At 75.5% G+C, this 18,976-nt stretch carries 21 protein-coding genes and 1 tRNA gene; 9 read left to right on the forward strand and 13 right to left on the reverse strand.

Annotated features, from left to right (window positions below):
- Nucleotides 1–903 (forward strand): cobalamin-binding protein, encoded by a 903-nt coding sequence (locus C7Y72_RS16105; protein ID WP_107570200.1) that lies wholly within the window; start codon nucleotides 1–3, stop codon nucleotides 901–903.
- The gene (locus tag C7Y72_RS16110; RefSeq protein WP_107570201.1) at nucleotides 900–2,042 is read left to right on the forward strand and encodes a glycosyltransferase; all 1,143 of its coding nucleotides are present in this window, start codon (nucleotides 900–902) and stop codon (nucleotides 2,040–2,042) included. The genes C7Y72_RS16105 and C7Y72_RS16110 overlap by 4 nt, the downstream gene beginning before the upstream one ends.
- Before the next feature lie 18 nt (nucleotides 2,043–2,060).
- Here C7Y72_RS16110 and C7Y72_RS16115 read toward each other — a convergent pair whose 3' ends face one another.
- From C7Y72_RS16115 to C7Y72_RS16140, 6 genes are all read right to left on the reverse strand, one after another.
- Nucleotides 2,061–2,903, reverse strand: coding sequence for a rhomboid family intramembrane serine protease (locus C7Y72_RS16115; protein ID WP_107570202.1), 843 nt, complete (start codon nucleotides 2,901–2,903; stop codon nucleotides 2,061–2,063).
- Between the two features lie 38 nt (nucleotides 2,904–2,941).
- Entirely contained in the window at nucleotides 2,942–3,700 is a 759-nt protein-coding gene (locus tag C7Y72_RS16120; protein WP_107570203.1) for an anti-sigma factor, read from the reverse strand.
- Nucleotides 3,697–4,275, reverse strand: coding sequence for an RNA polymerase sigma factor (locus C7Y72_RS16125; RefSeq protein ID WP_233243901.1), 579 nt, complete (start codon nucleotides 4,273–4,275; stop codon nucleotides 3,697–3,699). Before C7Y72_RS16125 ends, C7Y72_RS16120 begins: the two co-directional genes overlap by 4 nt.
- Before the next feature lie 99 nt (nucleotides 4,276–4,374).
- Nucleotides 4,375–4,899 carry an RNA polymerase sigma factor gene (locus C7Y72_RS16130; RefSeq protein ID WP_107570205.1) on the reverse strand — a complete coding sequence of 175 codons (525 nt, stop codon included), beginning with the start codon at nucleotides 4,897–4,899 and terminating at the stop codon, nucleotides 4,375–4,377.
- 33 nt (nucleotides 4,900–4,932) lie between these two features.
- On the reverse strand, nucleotides 4,933–5,292 hold the full coding sequence (locus C7Y72_RS16135; protein WP_107570206.1) for a hypothetical protein: 360 nt from the start codon (nucleotides 5,290–5,292) through the stop codon (nucleotides 4,933–4,935).
- A 43-nt stretch (nucleotides 5,293–5,335) separates the two neighbouring features.
- Nucleotides 5,336–7,000 (reverse strand): 1-acyl-sn-glycerol-3-phosphate acyltransferase, encoded by a 1,665-nt coding sequence (locus tag C7Y72_RS16140; protein WP_158276891.1) that lies wholly within the window; start codon nucleotides 6,998–7,000, stop codon nucleotides 5,336–5,338.
- 52 nt (nucleotides 7,001–7,052) lie between these two features.
- On the opposite strand from C7Y72_RS16140, the gene C7Y72_RS16145 reads away from it, so the two are divergent.
- Nucleotides 7,053–7,499, forward strand: coding sequence for a hypothetical protein (locus tag C7Y72_RS16145; protein WP_107570208.1), 447 nt, complete (start codon nucleotides 7,053–7,055; stop codon nucleotides 7,497–7,499).
- Here C7Y72_RS16145 and C7Y72_RS16150 read toward each other — a convergent pair.
- Nucleotides 7,489–8,121, reverse strand: a complete 633-nt coding sequence (locus C7Y72_RS16150; protein ID WP_107570209.1) for a J domain-containing protein — start codon at nucleotides 8,119–8,121, stop codon at nucleotides 7,489–7,491. The genes C7Y72_RS16145 and C7Y72_RS16150 overlap by 11 nt on opposite strands.
- Before the next feature lie 2 nt (nucleotides 8,122–8,123).
- Nucleotides 8,124–8,196: transfer RNA gene (locus C7Y72_RS16155), tRNA-Thr, on the reverse strand.
- A gap of 98 nt (nucleotides 8,197–8,294) precedes the next feature.
- On the opposite strand from C7Y72_RS16155, the gene trhA reads away from it, so the two are divergent.
- Nucleotides 8,295–8,984 carry a PAQR family membrane homeostasis protein TrhA gene (gene trhA / locus C7Y72_RS16160; RefSeq protein WP_107570210.1) on the forward strand — a complete coding sequence of 230 codons (690 nt, stop codon included), beginning with the start codon at nucleotides 8,295–8,297 and terminating at the stop codon, nucleotides 8,982–8,984.
- On the opposite strand, the gene C7Y72_RS16165 is transcribed toward trhA, so the two are convergent.
- Nucleotides 8,945–10,372: a DHA2 family efflux MFS transporter permease subunit gene (locus C7Y72_RS16165; RefSeq protein WP_107570211.1), complete on the reverse strand. Its 1,428-nt coding sequence runs from the start codon at nucleotides 10,370–10,372 to the stop codon at nucleotides 8,945–8,947. The two genes, trhA and C7Y72_RS16165, sit on opposite strands and share 40 nt — an antisense overlap.
- A gap of 97 nt (nucleotides 10,373–10,469) precedes the next feature.
- On the opposite strand from C7Y72_RS16165, the gene C7Y72_RS16170 reads away from it, so the two are divergent.
- From C7Y72_RS16170 to C7Y72_RS16185, 4 genes are read left to right on the forward strand one after another with little or no spacing between them, the layout of a single operon-like run.
- Nucleotides 10,470–10,973 (forward strand): winged helix-turn-helix transcriptional regulator, encoded by a 504-nt coding sequence (locus C7Y72_RS16170; protein WP_107570212.1) that lies wholly within the window; start codon nucleotides 10,470–10,472, stop codon nucleotides 10,971–10,973.
- A 45-nt stretch (nucleotides 10,974–11,018) separates the two neighbouring features.
- A complete protein-coding gene (locus C7Y72_RS16175; protein ID WP_107570213.1) occupies nucleotides 11,019–11,651 on the forward strand; it encodes a TetR/AcrR family transcriptional regulator in 633 nt (210 codons plus the stop codon).
- Entirely contained in the window at nucleotides 11,651–13,246 is a 1,596-nt protein-coding gene (locus C7Y72_RS16180) for a glycerol-3-phosphate dehydrogenase/oxidase (RefSeq protein WP_107570214.1), read from the forward strand. Before C7Y72_RS16175 ends, C7Y72_RS16180 begins: the two co-directional genes overlap by 1 nt.
- Complete coding sequence (locus C7Y72_RS16185) at nucleotides 13,243–14,991, forward strand: FAD-binding oxidoreductase (RefSeq protein ID WP_233243902.1); 1,749 nt, start codon at nucleotides 13,243–13,245, stop codon at nucleotides 14,989–14,991. The genes C7Y72_RS16180 and C7Y72_RS16185 overlap by 4 nt, the downstream gene beginning before the upstream one ends.
- Before the next feature lie 23 nt (nucleotides 14,992–15,014).
- On the opposite strand, the gene C7Y72_RS16190 is transcribed toward C7Y72_RS16185, so the two are convergent.
- Nucleotides 15,015–16,214 (reverse strand): M28 family peptidase, encoded by a 1,200-nt coding sequence (locus C7Y72_RS16190; protein WP_107570395.1) that lies wholly within the window; start codon nucleotides 16,212–16,214, stop codon nucleotides 15,015–15,017.
- Nucleotides 16,215–16,279: 65 nt separating this feature from the next.
- Here C7Y72_RS16190 and C7Y72_RS16195 point away from each other — a divergent pair, with 65 nt between their 5' ends.
- Entirely contained in the window at nucleotides 16,280–16,906 is a 627-nt protein-coding gene (locus tag C7Y72_RS16195) for a TetR/AcrR family transcriptional regulator (protein ID WP_107570215.1), read from the forward strand.
- 19 nt (nucleotides 16,907–16,925) lie between these two features.
- On the opposite strand, the gene C7Y72_RS16200 is transcribed toward C7Y72_RS16195, so the two are convergent.
- From C7Y72_RS16200 to rlmB, 3 genes are all read right to left on the reverse strand, one after another.
- Nucleotides 16,926–17,297: a hypothetical protein gene (locus C7Y72_RS16200; protein WP_107570216.1), complete on the reverse strand. Its 372-nt coding sequence runs from the start codon at nucleotides 17,295–17,297 to the stop codon at nucleotides 16,926–16,928.
- Nucleotides 17,298–17,403: 106 nt separating this feature from the next.
- On the reverse strand, nucleotides 17,404–18,051 hold the full coding sequence (gene sigH, locus C7Y72_RS16205; protein ID WP_107570217.1) for an RNA polymerase sporulation sigma factor SigH: 648 nt from the start codon (nucleotides 18,049–18,051) through the stop codon (nucleotides 17,404–17,406).
- Nucleotides 18,052–18,264: 213 nt separating this feature from the next.
- Nucleotides 18,265–18,966 carry a 23S rRNA (guanosine(2251)-2'-O)-methyltransferase RlmB gene (gene rlmB / locus C7Y72_RS24000; RefSeq protein WP_107570396.1) on the reverse strand — a complete coding sequence of 234 codons (702 nt, stop codon included), beginning with the start codon at nucleotides 18,964–18,966 and terminating at the stop codon, nucleotides 18,265–18,267.
- Nucleotides 18,967–18,976: the final 10 nt, after the last annotated feature.

Consider the following 18,976-nt stretch of genomic DNA (forward strand, 5'->3'; position numbering starts at 1 on the left):
ATGCGGATCGTCAGCCTCGTGCCCCACGCGACCGAGCTGCTCTTCGCGCTCGGGCTCGGCGACCAGGTGGTCGCCGTGACCCACGAGTGCGACCACCCGCCACAGGCGCAGGAGCTGCCCACCGTCACGCGCGACCGCCTGCCCGCCGGGCTCTCCCCCGGGGAGATCGACGCGGCGGTCCGCGCGAGCACCCAGGAGGGCGAGGCGATCTACACGCTCGACGAGGAGCTGCTGCGCGAGCTCGAGCCCGACCTGATCGTCACGCAGGAGCTCTGCCCCGTCTGCGCGGTGAGCTTCGACGAGGTCGAGGGCATCGCCAAGGAGCTGCCCAGCTGCCCGAAGGTCCTCGCGCTCGACCCCAAGACGTTCGGCGAGACGATGGGCGACATCCGGACCGTCGCGCAGGCGACCGACAGCAAGCGGGCCGCCCTGGACCTCGTCGAGCGCCAGCGACGCCGCGTCGACGCCGTGAAGATCGCGGTGAAGGACGCGCCGCGGCGCACCGTCGTGGCGATCGAGTGGTTCGACCCGGTGTACATCGCCGGGCACTGGACGCCGCAGCTGATCGAGCTCGCCGGGGGCGTCGACCTGCTCGGCTTCGCCGGGGAGCACAGCGAGGTCGTCACGTGGGAGCAGGTCACGGCGGCGCAGCCGGACGTGATCGTCTGCATGCCCTGCGGCTACGACGCCTACCAGTCGCTCGAGCAGGCGCAGCCGTTCCGCGAGCAGCTCGCCGCCACCGGGGCCGACACGATCGTCGCCGTCGACGCGGCCGCGTACTTCTCGCGCCCGGGTCCGCGGCTCGTCGACGGGCTGGAGCTGCTCGCCCACGTGCTGCACCCGACGTGCGTGCGCGAGGCACCGGGGGTCGCGCTGCCGGTGCTCGACGGCGCGCCCGCGTGACGCGGACCGCGCTCTACCTGCACTCCTCGGCGGGCCGCTACGGCGCCGACCGCCAGCTGCACGCGATCGCGACCGGCCTGGACCCCGACCGCTGGCGCGCGCTCGTGGTCCTGCCCGAGGAGGGCGAGCTCGCCGAGGACCTGCGCGGCGACGGCGTCGAGGTGCTCGTGCGGCCGCTCGCGGTCCTGCGCCGCTCGATCATGTCGCCCGCCGGCGTCGGACGGGTCGCCGCGGCGTGGGCGGCGGACGCGGGCGGCCTGGGCCGGCTCGCCCGCGCGCGCGACGTGGCGCTCGTGCACACGAACACGTCGGTCACCCTCGGCGGGGCGGCCGCGGCGCGCGTCGCGGGCGTCCCCCACGTCTGGCACGTGCGCGAGATCTACACGGGGTTCGAGCGCTGGTGGCCGGGCTACCGGCGGCTGCTGCTCACCGCCGACGCCCTGCCGTGCGTGTCCCGCGCGACCTGGGTGCAGTTCGAGGGCGCCCCGGAGGCCTCGATGCTGCCGGACGGCCTGGCGATCGACCCGCAGCGCGCCGAGCGGGCCGCGGCGCGCGCGGCGCTCGGCGTGCCGCAGGACGCGGTGGTCGTCGCCGTGCTCGGTCGCATCAGCGGCTGGAAGGGCCAGGACGTCCTCGTCCGGGCGCTCGGGCACGGGCCGCTCGCCGCCCGCGGGGACGTCGTCGCGCTCGTCGCCGGGGAGCCGTGGCGCGGCGAGGAGCGCCACCTGCGCGAGCTGCACGAGATCGCGGCCGGGCTCGGCGTGGGCGGGCGCGTCGTGCACTGCGGCTTCCGGCCGGACGTCGACACGGTCTACGGGGCGGCGGACGTCGTGGTCGTCCCCTCCAAGCAGCCCGACCCGTTCCCCAACGCGGCGCTCGAGGCGGCCGCGGCCGGCTGCTGCGTCGTCGCCAGCGCGCACGGCGGCCTGCCGGAGATGCTGCGCGACGGGGAGACCGGCGTGCTCGTGCCCCCGGGCGACCCGGCGGCGCTGGCGGCCGCGCTCGGGGACCTCGTCGACGATCCGGCGCGCCGCGACGCGCTCGGCGCGGCCGCCCGCGAGGACGTGCGCCGCCGGTTTTCGACGCGGCTGATGCTCGACCGCATCCAGGGGCTGTACGACCATCTCGCGCGCCGCTGAGCGCGGCGCCTCGCGGCCTCAGCCGCGCACGCCGGGCGGCAGGCCCGCGTCGGCGGCGACCACGCCGACGACGGCGAACACGACGCACAGCACGATCAGCCCCGCGATGCCGTACGGCCGACGCTGCTTGCTGGAGGTCTGCTGGATCAGCGTGATCGCGATCGCGCCGCCGATCAGGCCGCCGATGTGCCCGCCGATCGAGATGTTGAAGCCGGGCACGAAGGTGATCACGAGGTTCAGCAGGATCAGCGGTCCGATCCCGGACGCCATCGGGTCGAAGCCGCGCTGACGCAGCTCCAGGAACGCGGCGGCCATCAGCCCGAACACCGCGCCGGACGCGCCGACGGTCACCGCGTTGGGCTCCACGAGGAGCGCGCCGGCGGACCCCGCCAGCAGCGAGGTGAAGTACAGCAGCCCGAACCGCACCTGACCGAGCGCGGGCTCAAGCAGGTTGCCGAGCATCCACAGCAGGTACATGTTGAAGCCGAGGTGGATGAGGCCCGAGTGCAGGAAGCCGCCGGTGATCAGCCGCCAGTACTCGTGGTCCAGCGCGATCAGCGGGCCGAACAGCGCCCCGCGCTCGAACAGCTGGTTGCCGGCGCCACCGGCGCCGACGGAGCCGCTCGCCAGCCCGGCGATGACGCACACCGCGATCAGGACCGGGGTGAGCTGCACCGCCGCCTGCACGTTCTGGATCGTGCGGACCTGGGTGCGGTCGCGGCTGCACTCCGGGCAGCGCATCCCGACCGGCGTCGAGGTCATGCAGTCGGGGCAGATCGGCCGCCCGCAGTTCGAGCAGGAGACCCGGGTCTCGCGGCTCGGATGCCGGTAGCACGTCTGCGCGGACGTCGAGGTCGCCATGCGCGACTCAGCGTAGCCGTGGGGGCGTCACGCCGCCGTCACGCGAGCGTGGCGGCGACGATCGGCGCCGAGGTGGGCGCCATGCTGCCGCCGCTCGGCTCGGCCGTGACGAGCAGCTGGTCGACGCCGTCGACGCCCTCGTCGATCTTCACCGCCGCCCGGCCGTCCGGCCGCACCGTGAAGAGGGTGTGCGTCGGCAGCGGATCCTGGCCGGAGCGCTTGAGCCACACCTGGTAGACCCGGCCCGTGGGAGCCGCCGGGAGGCCGCGCACGTGCAGCGTGGCACGGCCGTCCTGCAGCGCGACGTTCGCGGTCGCGCCGGGTGCGGCGGCGACCTGGGCGGGCACGGTGCGGATCGGGCCCGGACCGTCGTCGCCGCCGAGCAGCAGGCCGCCCCCGACGCCCGCCAGCACGAGCACGGACGCCGCGGCCGCGGCGAAGCCGGGCGAGACGCCCCAGCTCGGCCACCAGATCCGGTCGCGCAGCCGCATCGTGTCGCGCGGCGGCGCCACGCGGTCGGCCTCGGGGCCGGCGGCGCGCAGGAGCTGCGCCTCGGACTCCACGACCGCCATCAGACGCGTGCGGATGTCGGTCGGGGGCACGAGCTGCGGGGCCGCCATCGGCAGCTGGTCCGCGACGATCTGCAGCTCCTCGACCTCGGCCCGGCACGACGCGCAGGACTCGAGGTGCCGGGCGAACCGGAGACGCTCCCCGTCGCTCAGCGCCCGCAGGACGTAGGCGCCGGCCTCGTCGCCGAACTCGCAGGTGCTGCCGAAGATGCCGAACGGCTCGCTCATGAGGGGATCTCCTGCAGGCCTCCGAGCTGCCCGCGCATCTTCTCGAGGCCGAGCCGCATGCGGCCCTTCACGGTCCCGATCGGGGTTTCGAGCATCGCGGCGATCTCGCTGTGGGTGAAGCCGCCGAAGTAGGCCAGCTCGATGACCTTGCACTGCTCGGGCGGCAGGGTCTTGAGCGCGCTGCGCACCTCCTGGGCCTCGCTGCGGCGCGCGACCTCGACGTCGGTGCGGTCCTTCGCCTCGAACCGCTCCTCGATGCCCTCGTCCGACGCGCGGCGCCGGTCGTGGACGACGCTGCGGCGCAGCGAGTCGATCGCGCGGTTGTGGACGATGCCGAGCACCCAGGTGCGGACGCTGCCGCGGCTGCGGTCGTAGCGCGCGTTGGAGCGCCACAGGCTCAGGAACGCCTCCTGGACGACGTCCTCCGCCTGGTTGCGCGCGCCGGTCATCCGGTACGCGAGCGAGAAGGCGGCCGTGGCGTGGCGCTGGTAGATGAGGTCGAACGCTCCGGGCTCGCCCTGGCGGACGAGCTGCATGAGGTCCTCGTCGGCGAGGTCGCTGAACGGGGCGCTCACCGGGGATTGGCTACGTCGGACGAGGGGCATCCTGCGAGTTCTTCGCGTCGGGCCGTCGCCCGGATCAGTGGCATGGTGCCAAGTATCGCGGGTTGCGCCTCAGGCGGGGTCGGGTTGGCGCACGATGCCCTCGAGCTGCTTGATCGCGCGGTGGATCAGGACCTTCGTGGCCCCGTCGGTGCGACCCATCGCCCGGGCGATCTCGCGGTTGTCCATGCCGAGCGCGAAGCGCATGATCAGCGCCTCCCGCCGGTCGTCCGGCAGCTCCTGGATCCCCTCCAGGATGCGGGCCAGCTCGTCCCGGCCCTCGACGAGGTCCTCGGTGGTGTGGACCGCGGAGATCACGGTCGTGTCGTCGATCGGCGTCTGCGGCTTGCGCGAGCGGTCCCGGTAGAGGTTGGCCGCGAGGTTGTGCGCGATGCGGATCAGCCACGGGCGCAGCGGGCGCCCGTCGGACTCGGCCAGGGCGCGCTCGAAGTGCCGGTAGGCCTGCAGGAACGTCTGCTCGGTGAGGTCCTCGGCGTCGTGGTGGTTGCCCACGCGGTAGTACGCGTACGAGTACACGTCCCGCAGGTGCGCGCGGTAGAGCTCGGAGAACTCGTGGTCGAGCTGCGCCTTGTCCACCGGCGCAGCCTATCCCGCGGGCCGGGACGCCGCTCAGCGGCGGTCGAGCAGGCGGCGCGCGTCGTCGGCGAGCGCGCGGGCGGTCTGCTCCACGAACTCGAGCGCGTTGTCGGAGCTCGCGAGCCGCGCCTTCTGGCGGTTGCGGACCCGCAGCACGACGAGCGCGGCACCCGCCGCACCACCGATCGCGGTCGCCGCGACGGGGCGCACCCAGTTGCGCGGGTCGCGCATCGCGCCGAGCTCCCACGCCTCGAGCTCCTCCCCGGCGAGGCCGGCGAGGTTGCTGAGCGTCTGCTCGAACCGCTCGGAGAGGTTCGGCGGCGGCTCGACCGGCGCGAGGGCGCGGGCGAGCAGGTGCTCGAAGTCGATGTCGCTGAACGCGGTCTCGCTCATGGGGGGATCTCCTGCGGGCACGCGTCTCGCTCCGGGACGGGGCTTACGCCGCGCGGCGCCTCGTGGTCTTCGTGGGGGTCGTGACGCCGCGCGCCCAGGCGTCGGCGTCGGCGCGACCGTCGACGACGGCCGCGAGCCCTGCGAGCGTCGGGGCCTCGAGGCCCTCGGCGGCGATCGCGGTGGCCAGCAGCGGCAGCGCGTCGAGCGACTCGACGGCCTGGCCGAGCCGCGGCGCGATGTCGTGACCGGGCACACCGGCGGCGAGCAGCTCGCCCGCGCGGCGGTTGCGGCTGCCGGCCGCGACCACGGTGGCGACGAGATCGCCGGCACCGGCGAGGCCCGCGAACGTCTCGGGCCGCGCGCCGCGGCGGCGCGCGTACGCGTCGACCTCGGCGAAGACCTTGCCGGCGGCGGCCCCGGCCGCGTTGGGCCCGGCCGACGCGGCCGCCGAGGCGGCCAGCACCGCGGCGTTCTTCGCCGCGCCGGCGAGCTCGGCGCCGGTGATGTCGGTGGTGGTGCTCACGTCGAGGTCGCAGCGCTGCAGCAGCTCGGCGAGCTGCCGGGCGAAGCCGCGGTCGGCGCTCGCCGCGACGAGCGAGGCCCCGGCGGCCAGCGCGTCGGCGGCGTGGCCGGGACCCGCGAGGCACGCCACGGCGCGGGCCGAGCAGCGCTGCGCGACGTAGTCGCTCGGGGAGACCGGGTGCTCGGGGTCGTGGCCGACGAGCCCCTTGGAGAGGACGAGGACGCCCGAGCGCGCGGTGATGTGCTCGCCGTGGGCCGCGATGGTCGCGGGCAGCGCGCGGGTCGGGACGGCGAGGACGACGAGGTCGTGCGCGGTCAGGTCGAGGTCGGCGGCACGACCGACGGTGATGCCGGCGTCGAGGGTCACGCCGGGCAGGTACGCGGCGTTCTCGCGCGCGCCCGCCAGCGCGGCGGCCTGGTCCGCGGTGCGGCAGCCGAGGTCGACGGCGACACCCGCGCGCTGGAGCGCGACCGCCATCGCCGTGCCCCAGGAGCCGGCGCCGATGACCGCGGCGCGACGGATCGGCGGCAGGCCGCCGAGCCACTCCCACTGCAGCGACACGCACGGCCAGATCCGCTCGGTCACCGCGGCGGCGAGCTCGGGCGACGGCGTCTGCACGGTCGGGAAGCGCAGCGGGCTGCCGGCGCGGACGCGGACCTTGTGCGGCCGGATCCGCCAGCCGCGGCGGATCGTCTCGGTGCCGATGATCGCGACCGGCACGACCGGGGCGCCGGTCTCGAGCGCGAGGCGGCCGACCCCGCGGCGCGGCGCGCCGAGCGTGCCCGGGCGGACCCGCGTGCCCTCGGGGAAGATCAGGACGCCGTCGCCGCGCTCGAGGATCGCGCGGGCCGTGGCCATCGCGTCCCCGTCGCCGTTGCCGCGGTCCACGGGGAAGGCCCCGAGGCTGTTGAGGAACCAGGCGGTGAGGCGCTTCTCGAACAGCTCCTTCTTCGCGACGAAGTAGATCGGCCGGCGCGCGAGCGTCGCGATGATGAACGGGTCGAGGAAGCTGCGGTGGTTGGCCGCGAAGATGACCGGCCCCTCCTGCGGCACGTGCTCCCGCCCGACCCGGCTGAGCCGGAAGTAGAGGTGGAAGAACGGCTGGAAGAGCGCACGGACGATCCAGTACACGAAGGGATTGACCCCCTTCGTCCGGGCGCGGTCCAGGAGGGCGGAGTGATCCATCGCTTGGACTACCCGCCGTGATCGCCCCCGGTTACAGGGGAGTATGCGGGGTATGCCGACCGATCCTGCCCGCATCGCCCGCGGCGCCGCCGCGGGCGCCGTCGCCGCCACCGTCTGGGCCCTGCAGCAACCCGCCGATCAGCGGGTGTTCGGGGTCGCCTACGACGACACGGAGCTGCTGGGCAAGCTCGTCACGCGCGGGCCCGCGTGGCGCCCGGTCGGGTTCGCGATGCACGTCGCCAACGGGGCGGCGTTCGGCGCCGGATACGCGGCGGTGCGCGACCGCCTGCCGCTGCCCGCGGCGGCGCGCGGCCCGTTCGTCGCGATGGTCGAGAACGTGGCCTCGTGGCCGGGCGTCGCGGCCGCCGACCGGCTGCACCCGGCCCGCGACGAGCTGCCGAAGCTCTGGCGCACGCCGGGGGCGTTCCCGCAGGCGACCTGGCGGCACCTGCTGTTCGGCGTCGTGCTGGGCGAGGTCGAGCGCCGGCTCAACCGGTAGCGCGCTGCGCGTCGTCGTCGTCGCGGACGGCGCGCGGCTCCATCCCGTCGGCGACGTTGCGCTCGATCAGCGCGGCGGCGTCCGGCTCGAGGTCCCCGAAGGAGAGCTTGCGCCCGGCGTGGGTGACGAGCCGGACGACCGCGCGGCGACGCAGCGGCCGACGGACGCGGTGGCCGACCTCGGCCACGTCGGCGAGCCGCAGCACGTGGACGCGCGGGCTGAACGTGTGCACCGGCGCCCAGAGCAGCCGGCCCGCGGTCACCGCGAGGACGACCTGCGGGCTCTGCCAGGTCGACGGCCGGGCGACGAGGCGCACGTCCTCGAACGGGTGCAGCGCGCCGAGCAGCTCGGGCGGCAGCGCCTCGCGCACGCGCTCCGACAGCCAGCTGCCCGGCGCGGGGCGCCGTCGCGGCGGCTCGGGTGCGGCGGGACGGTCGGGCTCCTCGCCGGCCGAGCGGATCGCGTCGTAGGCCGCGTTGATCTGCGCCATCCGGGCGTGGGACGCCGCGCCCCCGGCCCCCGGGAGGTCCGGGTGCCACTGCTTCGCGAGCTCCTTGTAGGCGCGGGCGACGTCCTCGTCGCTCGCGTCGGCGGTGAGGCCGAGGACGGCGTAGGGATCCAAGGAGCCGGAGGACGGGTTCGAACCGACGACCTATCGCTTACAAGGCGATTGCTCTACCAGCTGAGCTACTCCGGCGCGGCCGGTCCAGCGTACCGCCACCCTGCAGCCACCCCCACCCCCGCGACGGGTCGTCCCCCCTTCCCGTCGCGCGTCCGCGCGCCTAGCCTGCAGACGTGGTCAGCACGCGTCCCGGTCCCACCCCGCTGCCGTCCTCGGCGCCGCAGGACCCGCCGAAGCCCCGGCTGCGCGGGGTCTTCCACCAGTGGTCGTTCTTCGCGGCGGTCGTGTTCGGCGTCCTGCTCGTCGGCGCGGCCGACTCCACGCGCGCCACGGTCGGTGCGTCGATCTACGCGGCGGGCGTCTGCGGCCTGTTCGGCATCAGCGCCCTGTACCACCGCCGCACGTGGGCGCCCGCGCAGCGGCGCTGGATGCGCCGGGCCGACCACGCGATGATCTTCGTGTTCATCGCCGCGACGTACACGCCGATCGCGCTACTGGTCCTCAGCGAGCCGCTGCAGACGATCATCCTCGCGATCATCTGGGCGTGCGCGGCGGGCGGGGTCGCGCTGCAGCTCATCTGGGTCGACGCGCCGAAGACGGTGCAGGCCCCGATCTACATCGCGATGGGCTGGGTGTCGATCGCGACGATGCCGCAGATCCTCGACCGGCTCGGCGTGCTGAGCGTGGTCGGGCTCGCGGTCGGCGGCGTGCTCTACACCGCCGGCGCGATCGTCTACGCGCGCGGGCGCCCGGACCCGCGGCCGCTGGTCTTCGGCTACCACGAGATCTTCCACGTCGCCGTGGTGCTCGCGGCGCTCTGCCACTACGCGGTCATCGCGTTCGCCGTGCTGCCGCGCGGCTGAGGGGTCGCGGGCGCGGGGACGCGCCGCAGCAGCAGCGCGACGCCGGCCGCGAGGAGGACGGCGACGATCGCCACGAGGTAGCCGCGGTGGGCGGCGTCGAGCGCGTCGGCGGGCGCAGGCTCCCCGACGACGGCGACGAGCAGCGCGGTCCCGATGACGGCGCCGAACTGGCGGAAGGCGCCGTTGATGGCGCTCGCCGCACCGAAGCGGTCGGCGGGCACGTCGGCGACGGCGGCGGCCCCGAAGGTCGGGAAGACGAGCCCGATCGCGATGCCGTTGAGGACCATGCCCGGCAGCCAGTGGCCGACGTAGTCGGGCTCGGCCGGCGCGGAGCCGAGCACGAGCAGGGCGGCGACGTAGACGAGGCAGCCCGGGACGATGACGGCGCGGTGCCCGAAGCGGTCGGCAAGCCGGCCGGCGGGCCCGGAGACGACGACGGTGGCGAGCGGGCCGGGCACGGTGCCCAGTCCGGCGTCGAGGACGCTGTAGCCCCAGATCTGCGTGAGGAACAGGATGTTCCCGAGGATCACGCTGAAGAAGGCGGTGGCGACGAGCAGCGTCCCGATGCTGCCGAGCCGGAACGAGCGGATGCGCATCAGCGCGGGGTCGATCACGGGGACCGGGTGGGTCAGGCAGCGCCGCACGACGACGGCCAGCGCGACGGTGGCGATCGCGAACGACGCGGCGCTCTCGGCGCCGGTCCAGCCCCATTCGCGGCCCTCGACGAGCGCGAGGGCGAGGGCCCCGAGGCCGACGACCGCGATCGCGGCCCCGAGGAGATCGGGGCGGCCGCTGGCGTGCTCGTCGCGCGACTCGCGCAGCACGCGGGCACCGAGGACGACGAGCAGCGCGGTGACCGGGAGGTTGACGAGGAAGATCCAGCGCCAGTCGGCGACCTCGACGAGCAGGCCGCCCAGCGGGGGGCCGCAGGCGGCGGCGAGCGCGGCCGCGGCGCCCCAGATGCCCACGGCGGTGGCCCGCTCCTCGCGCGGGAACTCCGGCAGCACGAGCGCGAGCGAGACCGGGGCGATGATCGCGGCGGCGACCCCCTGCAGGACGCGGGCGGCGACGAGCGTCTCCCAGGTCGGGGCGATCGCGCAGAGGAGGCTCGTGACGCCGAACAGCACGACGCCGACGAGGAACGCGCGCTTGCGGCCGACGCGGTCGGCGAGGAGCCCGGCGGGCACGAGCAGGGCGGCGATGACGATGAAGTAGGCGTCGAGGATCCACGACAGCTCGGAGCGGCCGGCCTCCGGGAAGGAGGCGGCGATGTCGGGGAACGTCGTGTTGACGATCGTCGTGTCGAGGAACGCCAGGAAGCCGGCGCCGGAGGCGATCGCGAGGATCGCGGACCGGCTGCGGGCGGGTGTCGGTGCGTCGGTCGTCATGGTGCCTCCAGACCCGTCGTTGCAAAAAGCAACGGGCACGGTAGGGCACGTCGTTGCGTTTCGCAACTGCGCGGTCGGACGGCGCTACGATCGGTCCGTGCGACACGACGAGCTCTTCGAGACCAACTGCGCCATCTCGCGCACCGCGGGCATCCTCGGGGAGCGCTGGATGATCAGCATCCTGCGCGCCGCGTTCTTCCGCTGCCGCACGTTCGAGGAGTACCAGCGCGCCACCGGCGTCGCGCGGAACATCCTCACCGACCGCCTCAACCGGCTCGTCGACGTCGGCGTGCTCGAGCGCCGCGCCTACGAGGAGCACGCGCGCCGCACGCTGCACGAGTACCGGCTCACCGAGGCCGGCATGGACCTCTACCCCGCGATCGCGATGCTCATGGCCTGGGGGAACAAGCACGCCGGGTTCGTGCACGGCCCGCCCGTCGAGCTGGTGCACGACGGCTGCGGCCGGGTGACCGAGCCGGTGGTGACGTGCTCGTGCTGCGGCGAGCCGCTCGACCCGCGCGAGGTCACCCCCCGCCCCGGCCCCGGGGCGACGAAGCTCGCCCCGCCGCTCGGCACGGTGGGCGCCGACGCGGCCGGCTGACGCCCGCCCACCCCCCGACCGGGGGGTGTTACAGTTTGACGCGGGATGTCACAGCGTCACGCACAGCAGCTGGACCACACCCGGACCGACCCGGCCGACGACCCGTACCTCGACGCCGTCCGCGCCTGCGTCATGGCCGTCGGCGTGCGCCGCACGACCGCCACCGACGTCGCCCGCCGCGCCGGCGTCAGCCGGATGACGCTCTACCGCCGCTTCGAGGACGTCGCGGCGATGATCGCCGCACTCATGACCCGCGAGTTCACCGGCGTCGTCCGCGACGCCGCGCTCGCCGCCGCCCACCTCGAGCCCGCCCGCGCCCGCCTCGTGCGCGCCGCCGTGCAGGGCGCCGAGGACATCGCCTCCAACGACCTCTGGCGGCGCATCCTCGACATCGACCCCGAGCTCGTCCTCCCCTACGTCACCCAGCGCCTGGGCGGCGTGCAGGAGGCCGGCCTCGCGATGCTCGCCGTCCAGGTCCAGGCCGGCATCGACGACGGCTCGATCCGCGACGAGGACCCGGCGCGGCTGGCGGCGACGATCGAGCTGACCCTCCGCGGTCACGTCCTGGCCGCCCACGCGTACACGGCGCCCGAGCGCGCCCGCACCTGCCAGGAGCTCGAGCGGATGCTCGACGGCTACCTGCGCCCCGACCCGCCGACCACCACCGGAGGCCGCTGATGCACCGCCCCGAGCGCTCCCCCCACCTCGACGCCGACCGCCGCCGCCGCGACCTCGACGCGCTCGCCGACGGGCACGAGGTCGACGTCCTCGTCGTCGGCGGCGGCATCACCGGCGCCGGCGTCGCCCTCGACGCCGCCACCCGCGGGCTCAGCGTGGCGCTCGTCGAGCGCCACGACCTCGCGCACGGGACCTCGCGCTGGTCGACGAAGCTCGTGCACGGCGGCCTGCGCTACCTGGCCACCGGGGACGTCGGCGTGGCCTGGGAGTCCGCCACCGAGCGCGCGCGGATCGTCGAGACGATCGCCCCGCACCTCGTGCGGCCGCTGCCGTTCACCGTCCCGCTGACCCCCGACATCTCCCGGACCGAGGCGGCGCTCACCGCCACCGGGCTGCGGCTCGGCGACGCGATGCGCGCGGCCGCCGGCACCAGCGCCAAGCAGCTGCCGCGCACCCGCCGGATCACCGCCGCCGAGGCCCTGCGCTGGGCGCCGGCCCTCGATCCCGACGGGCTCCGCGGGGCGTACCTGCACTGGGACGCGCAGCTCGAGGACGACGCCCGGCTGGTCGTCGCGGTCGCCCGCACGGCGGCGGCGCACGGCGCGCGGATCGTCACCTACGCGGAGGTCGAGCAGGTCCGCTCCGGCGGCGCGACCGTGCGCGACACGCTCACCGGCGACCGGTTCGCGCTGCGCGCCCGGCACGTCGTCAACGCCACCGGCGTCTGGTCGGACACCCTGCACCCGGGCCTCGCCCTGCGCCCGAGCGCCGGCGCGCACCTGCTCGTCCCGGCCGCACGCCTGGGCGACCCGGCCGCGTCGGTGTCGGTGCCCGTGCCCGGGGCGTTCGGCCGCTTCGTCTTCCTGCACCCGCGGCCCGACGGGCTCGTGCTCGTCGGCCTCACCGACGAGGCGCACGCCGGCCCGATCCCGGACGAGCCGGCGGTCACCGCGCAGGACGAGGCCTTCCTGCTGCAGACCGTCTCGCGCGCGCTCGCCACCCCGCTGGGCCCGCAGGACGTCGTCGGGCGCTTCGCCGGGCTGCGCCCGCTGCTCGACCTCGGCGCAGCGGACGGCGCCACCGCCGACGTCTCGCGCCGCCACGCGGTCCTCGAGGACGCGACGACCGGCCTGGTGACCGTCGTCGGCGGCAAGCTCACCACCTACCGGCGCATGGCCCAGGACGCGGTCGACGTGATCGCGGCCCGGCCGGGCGTCGCCGCCGGGCCGTGCCGGACCGCGGCGCTGCCCCTCGTCGGCGCGCCCCCTGCCGGGTCGGCGGTCGCGCGCGGCGACCTGCCCGCGCGGCTGCCGCGTCGCTACGGCACCGAGGCCGCCGCGGTCGCCGCGCTCGCCGACGGGCGCCCGGAGCTGCTGCGGCCGCTCGTGCCCGAGGTGCCGGTCACCGGGGCGGAGTTGCTGTTCGCCGCCCGCAGCGAGGGCGCGATGACGCTCGCCGACGTGCTGGACCGGCGGACCCGCGCGGGCCTCGTCCCGGCCTGGCGCGACGCGCTGCACGACGCCGCCGCCCGGCTGCTGCCGCAGCTCGCCGCCACCGTCCCGGCGACCGCGCCGCGCGCGCGGGTCGGCGCATGAGCACCGACACCGCCGTCCCGGCGGTCACCGCGATCACCGAGCGATCGGTCACGCCGGTCGGGACCGGCCCGGCCGCCGATCCCACCGCGCCGCGGATGCGGTTCTGGGGCTGGGGCACCGACGGCCACGACGAGCCGCTGCCCGCGGGGGCGCTCGAGCTCCTGCGCCGCGAGCTCGGGGACGCCGCCGCCGACGCGACCCCACGGCCCCCCGTTGCGCTCGAGGACGTCCGGCTCCCGGCCGCGACGCTGACCGACCAGGCGCGAGCGGCGCTCGTCGCGGCGGTCGGCGAGGCGCACGTGCGCGACGACCACGCCACGCGGGTCCTGCACGCCGCGGGCAAGAGCTACCCGGACCTCGTGCGGCTGCGCGCGGGCACGGTGCCGTCCGCCCCGGACGCGGTCGTCTACCCGGGCGACCACGACGAGGTCGCGGCGGTCCTGGCGGCGTGCGCGGAGCACGGCGTCGCCGCGGTGCCGTTCGGCGGCGGCACGAGCGTGGTCGGCGGCGTCGAGGCGCTGCGCGGCCCCGACCACGCGGCCGTGGTCACGGTCGACCTCGCGCGGCTCTCGTTCGTGCGGGAGGTCGACGCGCGCTCGCAGCTGGCGACGGTCGGCGCCGGGACGACGGGCCCGGAGGTCGAGCGGCTGCTCGCCGAGCACGGCCTGACGCTCGGCCACTACCCGCAGAGCTTCGAGTTCTCGACCCTCGGCGGCTGGGTCGCGACCCGTTCCGCCGGCCAGGCATCGACCGGGTACGGCCGCATCGACGACCTCGTCGCGGGCCTGCGCGTGGCGACCCCGTCGGGCACGATCGCCACCTCGGCCGTGCCCGGGACGGCCGCGGGCCCCGACCTGCGCGAGCTGCTGGTCGGCAGCGAGGGGACGCTCGGGGTCATCACCGAGGTCACCGTGCGCGTGCGGCCGCGCCCCACGACGGCGCGCTACGAGGTCTGGGCGCTCCCCGACCTCGCGGCCGGGATCGAGACGCTGCGCGAGCTGCGCCAGGCGGGGATCGCCCCGGCCGTGTCGCGGCTCTCCGACGAGGAGGAGACGCGCCTGCAGCTCGCGATGGCGGGCGACTCGTCGACGGCGAAGATCGGCCGGGCCTACCTCGCCGCGCGCGGACGCGCGCACGGCTGCACGCTGACGCTCGGCTTCGAGGGCGGCGCCGACGGCGTGGCCGACCAGCGCGCCCGGGTCCACCCGGTCGTCCGCCACCACGGCGGCGTGGCGCTCGGCTCGCGGGCCGGCGAGAAGTGGCGCGACGGCCGCTTCCACGGCCCGTACCTGCGCGACGAGCTGCTGACGCGCCGCGTCCTGGTCGACACGCTGGAGACGGCGACGACCTGGGGCGACCTCCTCGACCTGTACCGGGCGGTCGGCGCGGCGATCCGCCGCGCGCTGCGCGACCGTGGCACCCCGCCCCTGGTCATGTGCCACGTCTCCCACGTGTACGCGACCGGCGCGAGCCTGTACTTCACGTTCGTCGCCGCCCAGGAGGACGGGGCCGAGCTCGAGCAGTGGCACGCCGTGAAGGCGGCGGCGGGCGACGCGATCGCGGCGGCCGGCGGCACGATCACCCACCACCACGCGATCGGCCGCGACCACGCCCCGTGGCTGGGCGCCGAGGTCGGGCCGCTCGGGCTCGATCTTCTGCGGGCGGCGAAGGCCCGCCTGGACCCGACGGGGGTGCTGAACCCGGGCAAGCTCGTCGACGCCGGGCCGCTTCCGGGCGCGGGCTGAGCGGGCCGCGGTCCGTCGCGCCGTCAGGCGGCGGGGCGCTCGGCGGCGAGGTCGCGCACGAGCGCCTCGGCGAGCGCGGTCGCGTCGGCGACCGTGTCGTAGTCGACGTTCGCGGCGGTGTCGCTCATCAGGTGGTAGTTCGACAGCGCCTTGGTGTCGTCGACGCTGGCGATCGTGGCGGTCGGGTAGCCGCCGCGGCTGGTGATGACGCTGTCGGTGCTCGTGCGGGCGCGCAGGCCGCGGCGCAGCGGGACGCCGATGCGCTCGGCGACGGCGGCGACCCGGTCGCGCCACGCGGGGTCGGTGTAGTCCTCCATGACGAACGGGCCCTCCCCCTCGAGCATCACGAGGTGCGGCGAGCCGATCGTGTCGAGGTTCAGCACCGCGGTCCGGTCCGGGTCGAGTGTCGGGAAGCGGCGGGCGGCGAACGCCCGGATGCCGCCCTGGAGGCTCTCCTCCGCCCCGCAGCTGACGAGCATCACGCACAGCCCGTCGACGGGGCGCTCGCGCAGCGCGGCGGCGAGGGCGAGCAGCGCCGCGACCGCGGTGAGGTTGTCGTTGGCCCCCGGGACGGTCGGGCTGCGCTCGATGTCGACGAAGGTCAGGACCGACAGCGCGCCGAGGCCGACGCCCGCGCGGGCGAGACGCGGGCGGCCGCCGAGCGCGCCGGCGACGGCGAGCAGCGGCCCGGCGACGACCGGCCACCACAGCGGCAGCGAGGTGTCGATGCGCTCGACGACGCCGGGGAAGCGGGCGGCGAACGCACGGTGGCCGGACTGGTCGAAGACGAGACCGGTGGAGGCGGCGTCGTGGTGGGCGAGCACGACGAGCGTGCGGTCGGCCTCCGCGTCGCCGGTGACGGCGACGACGTTCTGCGTGGGCCGGCGGCGCATCGTCAGGCGGCGGAACAGCTGCGGTCCGTTGCTGACCTCCTCGACGATCCCGGCGGTCGCGACGACGCCGAGGGCGGCCCCGAGGGCCCGCGTCCGCGGGCGGGGCGTGGCCGCGAGCCCGGCGGCGAGCAGGCCGACGGCGCTCTGCCCGGCGAGCGAGCGGGCGTAGCCGCCGTAGGCGGTCTCCTCGTCGACCTCGACCGCGCAGCCCGCCTCGCGCAGCCGGTCGGCGATCCAGGTCGCGGCGCGGCGCTCGCCGTCGGAGGCCGACGGCCGCTCGATCGCGGCGAGCAGCTCCACCGTCCCGCGCAGGCCGTCCCGGTCGATCATGGTGCGCACCGCGCGACCGTAGAAGAACCTTGGACGTTTGTCCAGGTTGCTGCTAGGTTCGCCGCGTGGGGACGGAGGTCAAGACGCGGCGGGCCCGCGGGGAGCGCCGGCGTGAGGAGCTGCTGCGCGCGGCGCTGCGCGTGATCGGCGAGCGCGGCGTCGGCCAGACGACCCACCGCGCGGTCGCCGAGGAGGCCGGCGTCCCGCCCGCCACCACGACCTACTACTTCAGCTCGATCGACGAGCTGCTCGAGGAGGCGCTGCTGCTGTTCGTCCGCGAGGAGGTCCAGCGACTGCGCGCGCTGGCCGAGCGGCTGGACGGCGGGGTCGGGACGGTCGACGAGATCGCGGCGCTGTTCGCCGTCGAGCTGCTCGGCGACGACGACGCGGGCGACCCGATGTCGCGGACGCAGACGACCGCCCAGTTCGAGCTGTACCTCGAGGCGACGCGCCGCCCCGCGCTGCGCACGGTCGCCCGCGACTGCGTGCAGGGCTACGTCGACGTCGCCGTCGCGGCGCTGCGCGCCACCGGCATCGCGGACCCCGAGCGCGCCGGCCCCTCGTTCCTCGCCCTGATCGACGGGCACGCGCTGCAGGGCCTGGCCTCCCCCGACCACGCGATCGGGGCGGACGACCTGCGGGTCGCGCTCGGTGCGCTCTGGGCGGGCTGGGCCGCGCTCGACGCGGCCTGAGCCGGCGACGCCGCGCGGGTCAGCGGGCGACCCAGGCGCCGTCCCGGCGCCCGAGGGCGACCTGCGTCTCGGCGCCGCCGGACACGACGCGGAAGACCGCCTCGTCGGCGTCGGTCCCCGGGAGGTCGAGGACCTGGACGAGATGCAGCTCGTCGATCGGCCCACCGCCGGCGGCGGCGTGGACCTCGCGGGCCGCGGCCTCCATGGTCGCGCGGTCCCAGCCCTTGTCCTGCGCGTGGGCGAGCGCGAGCTCCTCGTTGGCGCGCTCGAGGCGGGCGCGCAGGGCGCCCTCGGTCGAACGGGCGCGACGGGCCGCCCCCACGAGGCCCCCGGCGAACAGCCCCAGGACCACGACGGCGACGACGATCAGCACGACGGCAAGGACGCTCACGCTCCGGATGGTAGGGCGTCCAGGGCTCCGGTCGGCGCGCGGCCCGGGGTCTCCCCGACCCGGGCACGGCCTGACATCACGTTCGGCGCACGCCGACCGGGGCGCGCTAGTTCATGACGTTGCGCGACACGAGGTGCGTGCCGACCTTGCGCTTCACGCGCTGGAGCGCGTTGTCGACGGTCTTGGCGTCGCAGCCGAGCCGCTCGCCGATCGCCTCGTAGCTGTTGCCGTCGAGGTAGAGCGAGAGCACGCGCGACTCGAGCTCGCTGAGGACCGAGGAGAGGCACGAGACGAGCGCCTGCAGCTCCTCGGAGCTGATGACCTGGTTGACCGGGTCGTTGACGGTCGGGCCCGGGATGACCTCCTCGAGCGTCGGCTCGCCCTCGGTGGCGCTGGCCGGCGACTGCGAGAACGAGACGTACTGGTTCAGCGGGCTGTGCTTGTTGCGCGTCGCGGTCTTCACCGCGGTGATGATCTGGCGGGTGATGCAGAGCTCGGCGAAGTTGCGGAAGCTCGACTCGCGGTCGGAGCGGTAGTCGCGCACGGCCTTGTAGAGGCCGACGAGGCCCTCCTGGATGAGGTCGTCGCTGTCGCCACCGGCGAGGAAGTACGACGAGGCCTTCATCCGCACGAAGCCGTGGTAGCGGCGCACGATGCGGTCGTAGGCGAGCGGGTCGCCCTGCTTGGCGAGGGCGATCAGGTAGTGGTCGTCGACCTGGACCTGACCCTGAGTTGCTGCGGAGAGACGTGCCACGAGTAGTCCTTTCGTGCCCGTCAGCAGGTGCTTCCGGGCAGGCGGAGTAACTCAGTGACGCACTCCTCCCCTGGCGCCATCTGAAACTGAATGTTCCCTGAAGCTCGCTATTGCTCGACCTCAGGTTGAACGTGATGTGGCGCGAACCTATGGCGGTTATGGGCCCTTGTCAAGGGCGGTGGACGGAATGCACGCGTCCTTGCAGACGCAGGACTACGCGGAGGTCGTGCGTCCCCGCACGATCTCGTAGAGCAGGGCCGCCGCGGCCGCGCTGACGTTCAGCGACGAGATCCGGCCGGCCAGCGGTAGCGCCACGAGCGCGTCGCAGGAGTCCGCGACCCGCGGGCGCAGGCCGGTCCCCTCCGCGCCCATCACGAGCACGATCCCGCCCGCGTAGTCCGGGGTCGTCCACGGCACGGCCTCCGCCGTGCCGGCCGCCCCGTAGATCCAGCAGCCCGCCGCCTTGGCGTCGGCGAGGAAGTCCGCGAGGTTCCGCACGCGCGCCACCGGCAGGTGCTCGACCGCGCCCGCGCTCGCCTTCGCCGCCGCCGGGGTCACCTCGGCGGAGCGCCGCTCGGGGATGACGAGCCCGGTCGCCCCGGCGCACTCCGCGGTGCGCGCGATCGCCCCGAGGTTCTGGACGTCCTGCACCTCGTCGAGCGCGACGATGAGCGGTGCCTCGGCGGCCAGGAAGCCGGCGGCGTCGGCGTAGGGGTAGCCGTCGGCCCGCGCGCAGACGCCCTGGTGGGCGTCGGTGCCCGCCAGGCGGGTCAGCTCGTCGGCGTCGACGACGTCGACCGTCCGCGACTGCAGCCAGCCCTCGGAGCGCAGCGTCGACTGCGTCGCCCAGATCTGGTGCACGGGCCGGCGCCGCGCCCGCAGCGCCTCGTGGACCGCGTTGCGGCCGTAGAGGATCGGCCGCCCG

Origin of the sequence: Paraconexibacter algicola (assembly GCF_003044185.1) — a bacterium.
GTDB lineage: Bacteria > Actinomycetota > Thermoleophilia > Solirubrobacterales > Solirubrobacteraceae > Paraconexibacter > Paraconexibacter algicola.

Bases quoted from the DNA above. Each gene is read 5' to 3' on its own strand.
- C7Y72_RS16180 (WP_107570214.1), top strand. From the start codon at position 11,651: ATGCACCGCCCCGAGCGCTCCCCCCACCTCGACGCCGACCGCCGCCGC.
- C7Y72_RS16175 (WP_107570213.1), top strand. From the start codon at position 11,019: ATGTCACAGCGTCACGCACAGCAGCTGGACCACACCCGGACCGACCCG.
- C7Y72_RS16105 (WP_107570200.1), top strand. From the start codon at position 1: ATGCGGATCGTCAGCCTCGTGCCCCACGCGACCGAGCTGCTCTTCGCG.
- C7Y72_RS16145 (WP_107570208.1), top strand. From the start codon at position 7,053: ATGCCGACCGATCCTGCCCGCATCGCCCGCGGCGCCGCCGCGGGCGCC.
- C7Y72_RS16135 (WP_107570206.1), bottom strand. From the start codon at position 5,292: ATGAGCGAGACCGCGTTCAGCGACATCGACTTCGAGCACCTGCTCGCC.
- C7Y72_RS16140 (WP_158276891.1), bottom strand. From the start codon at position 7,000: ATGGATCACTCCGCCCTCCTGGACCGCGCCCGGACGAAGGGGGTCAAT.
- C7Y72_RS16190 (WP_107570395.1), bottom strand. From the start codon at position 16,214: ATGATCGACCGGGACGGCCTGCGCGGGACGGTGGAGCTGCTCGCCGCG.
- C7Y72_RS16165 (WP_107570211.1), bottom strand. From the start codon at position 10,372: ATGACGACCGACGCACCGACACCCGCCCGCAGCCGGTCCGCGATCCTC.
- C7Y72_RS16185 (WP_233243902.1), top strand. From the start codon at position 13,243: ATGAGCACCGACACCGCCGTCCCGGCGGTCACCGCGATCACCGAGCGA.
- C7Y72_RS16120 (WP_107570203.1), bottom strand. From the start codon at position 3,700: ATGAGCGAGCCGTTCGGCATCTTCGGCAGCACCTGCGAGTTCGGCGAC.
- C7Y72_RS16115 (WP_107570202.1), bottom strand. From the start codon at position 2,903: ATGGCGACCTCGACGTCCGCGCAGACGTGCTACCGGCATCCGAGCCGC.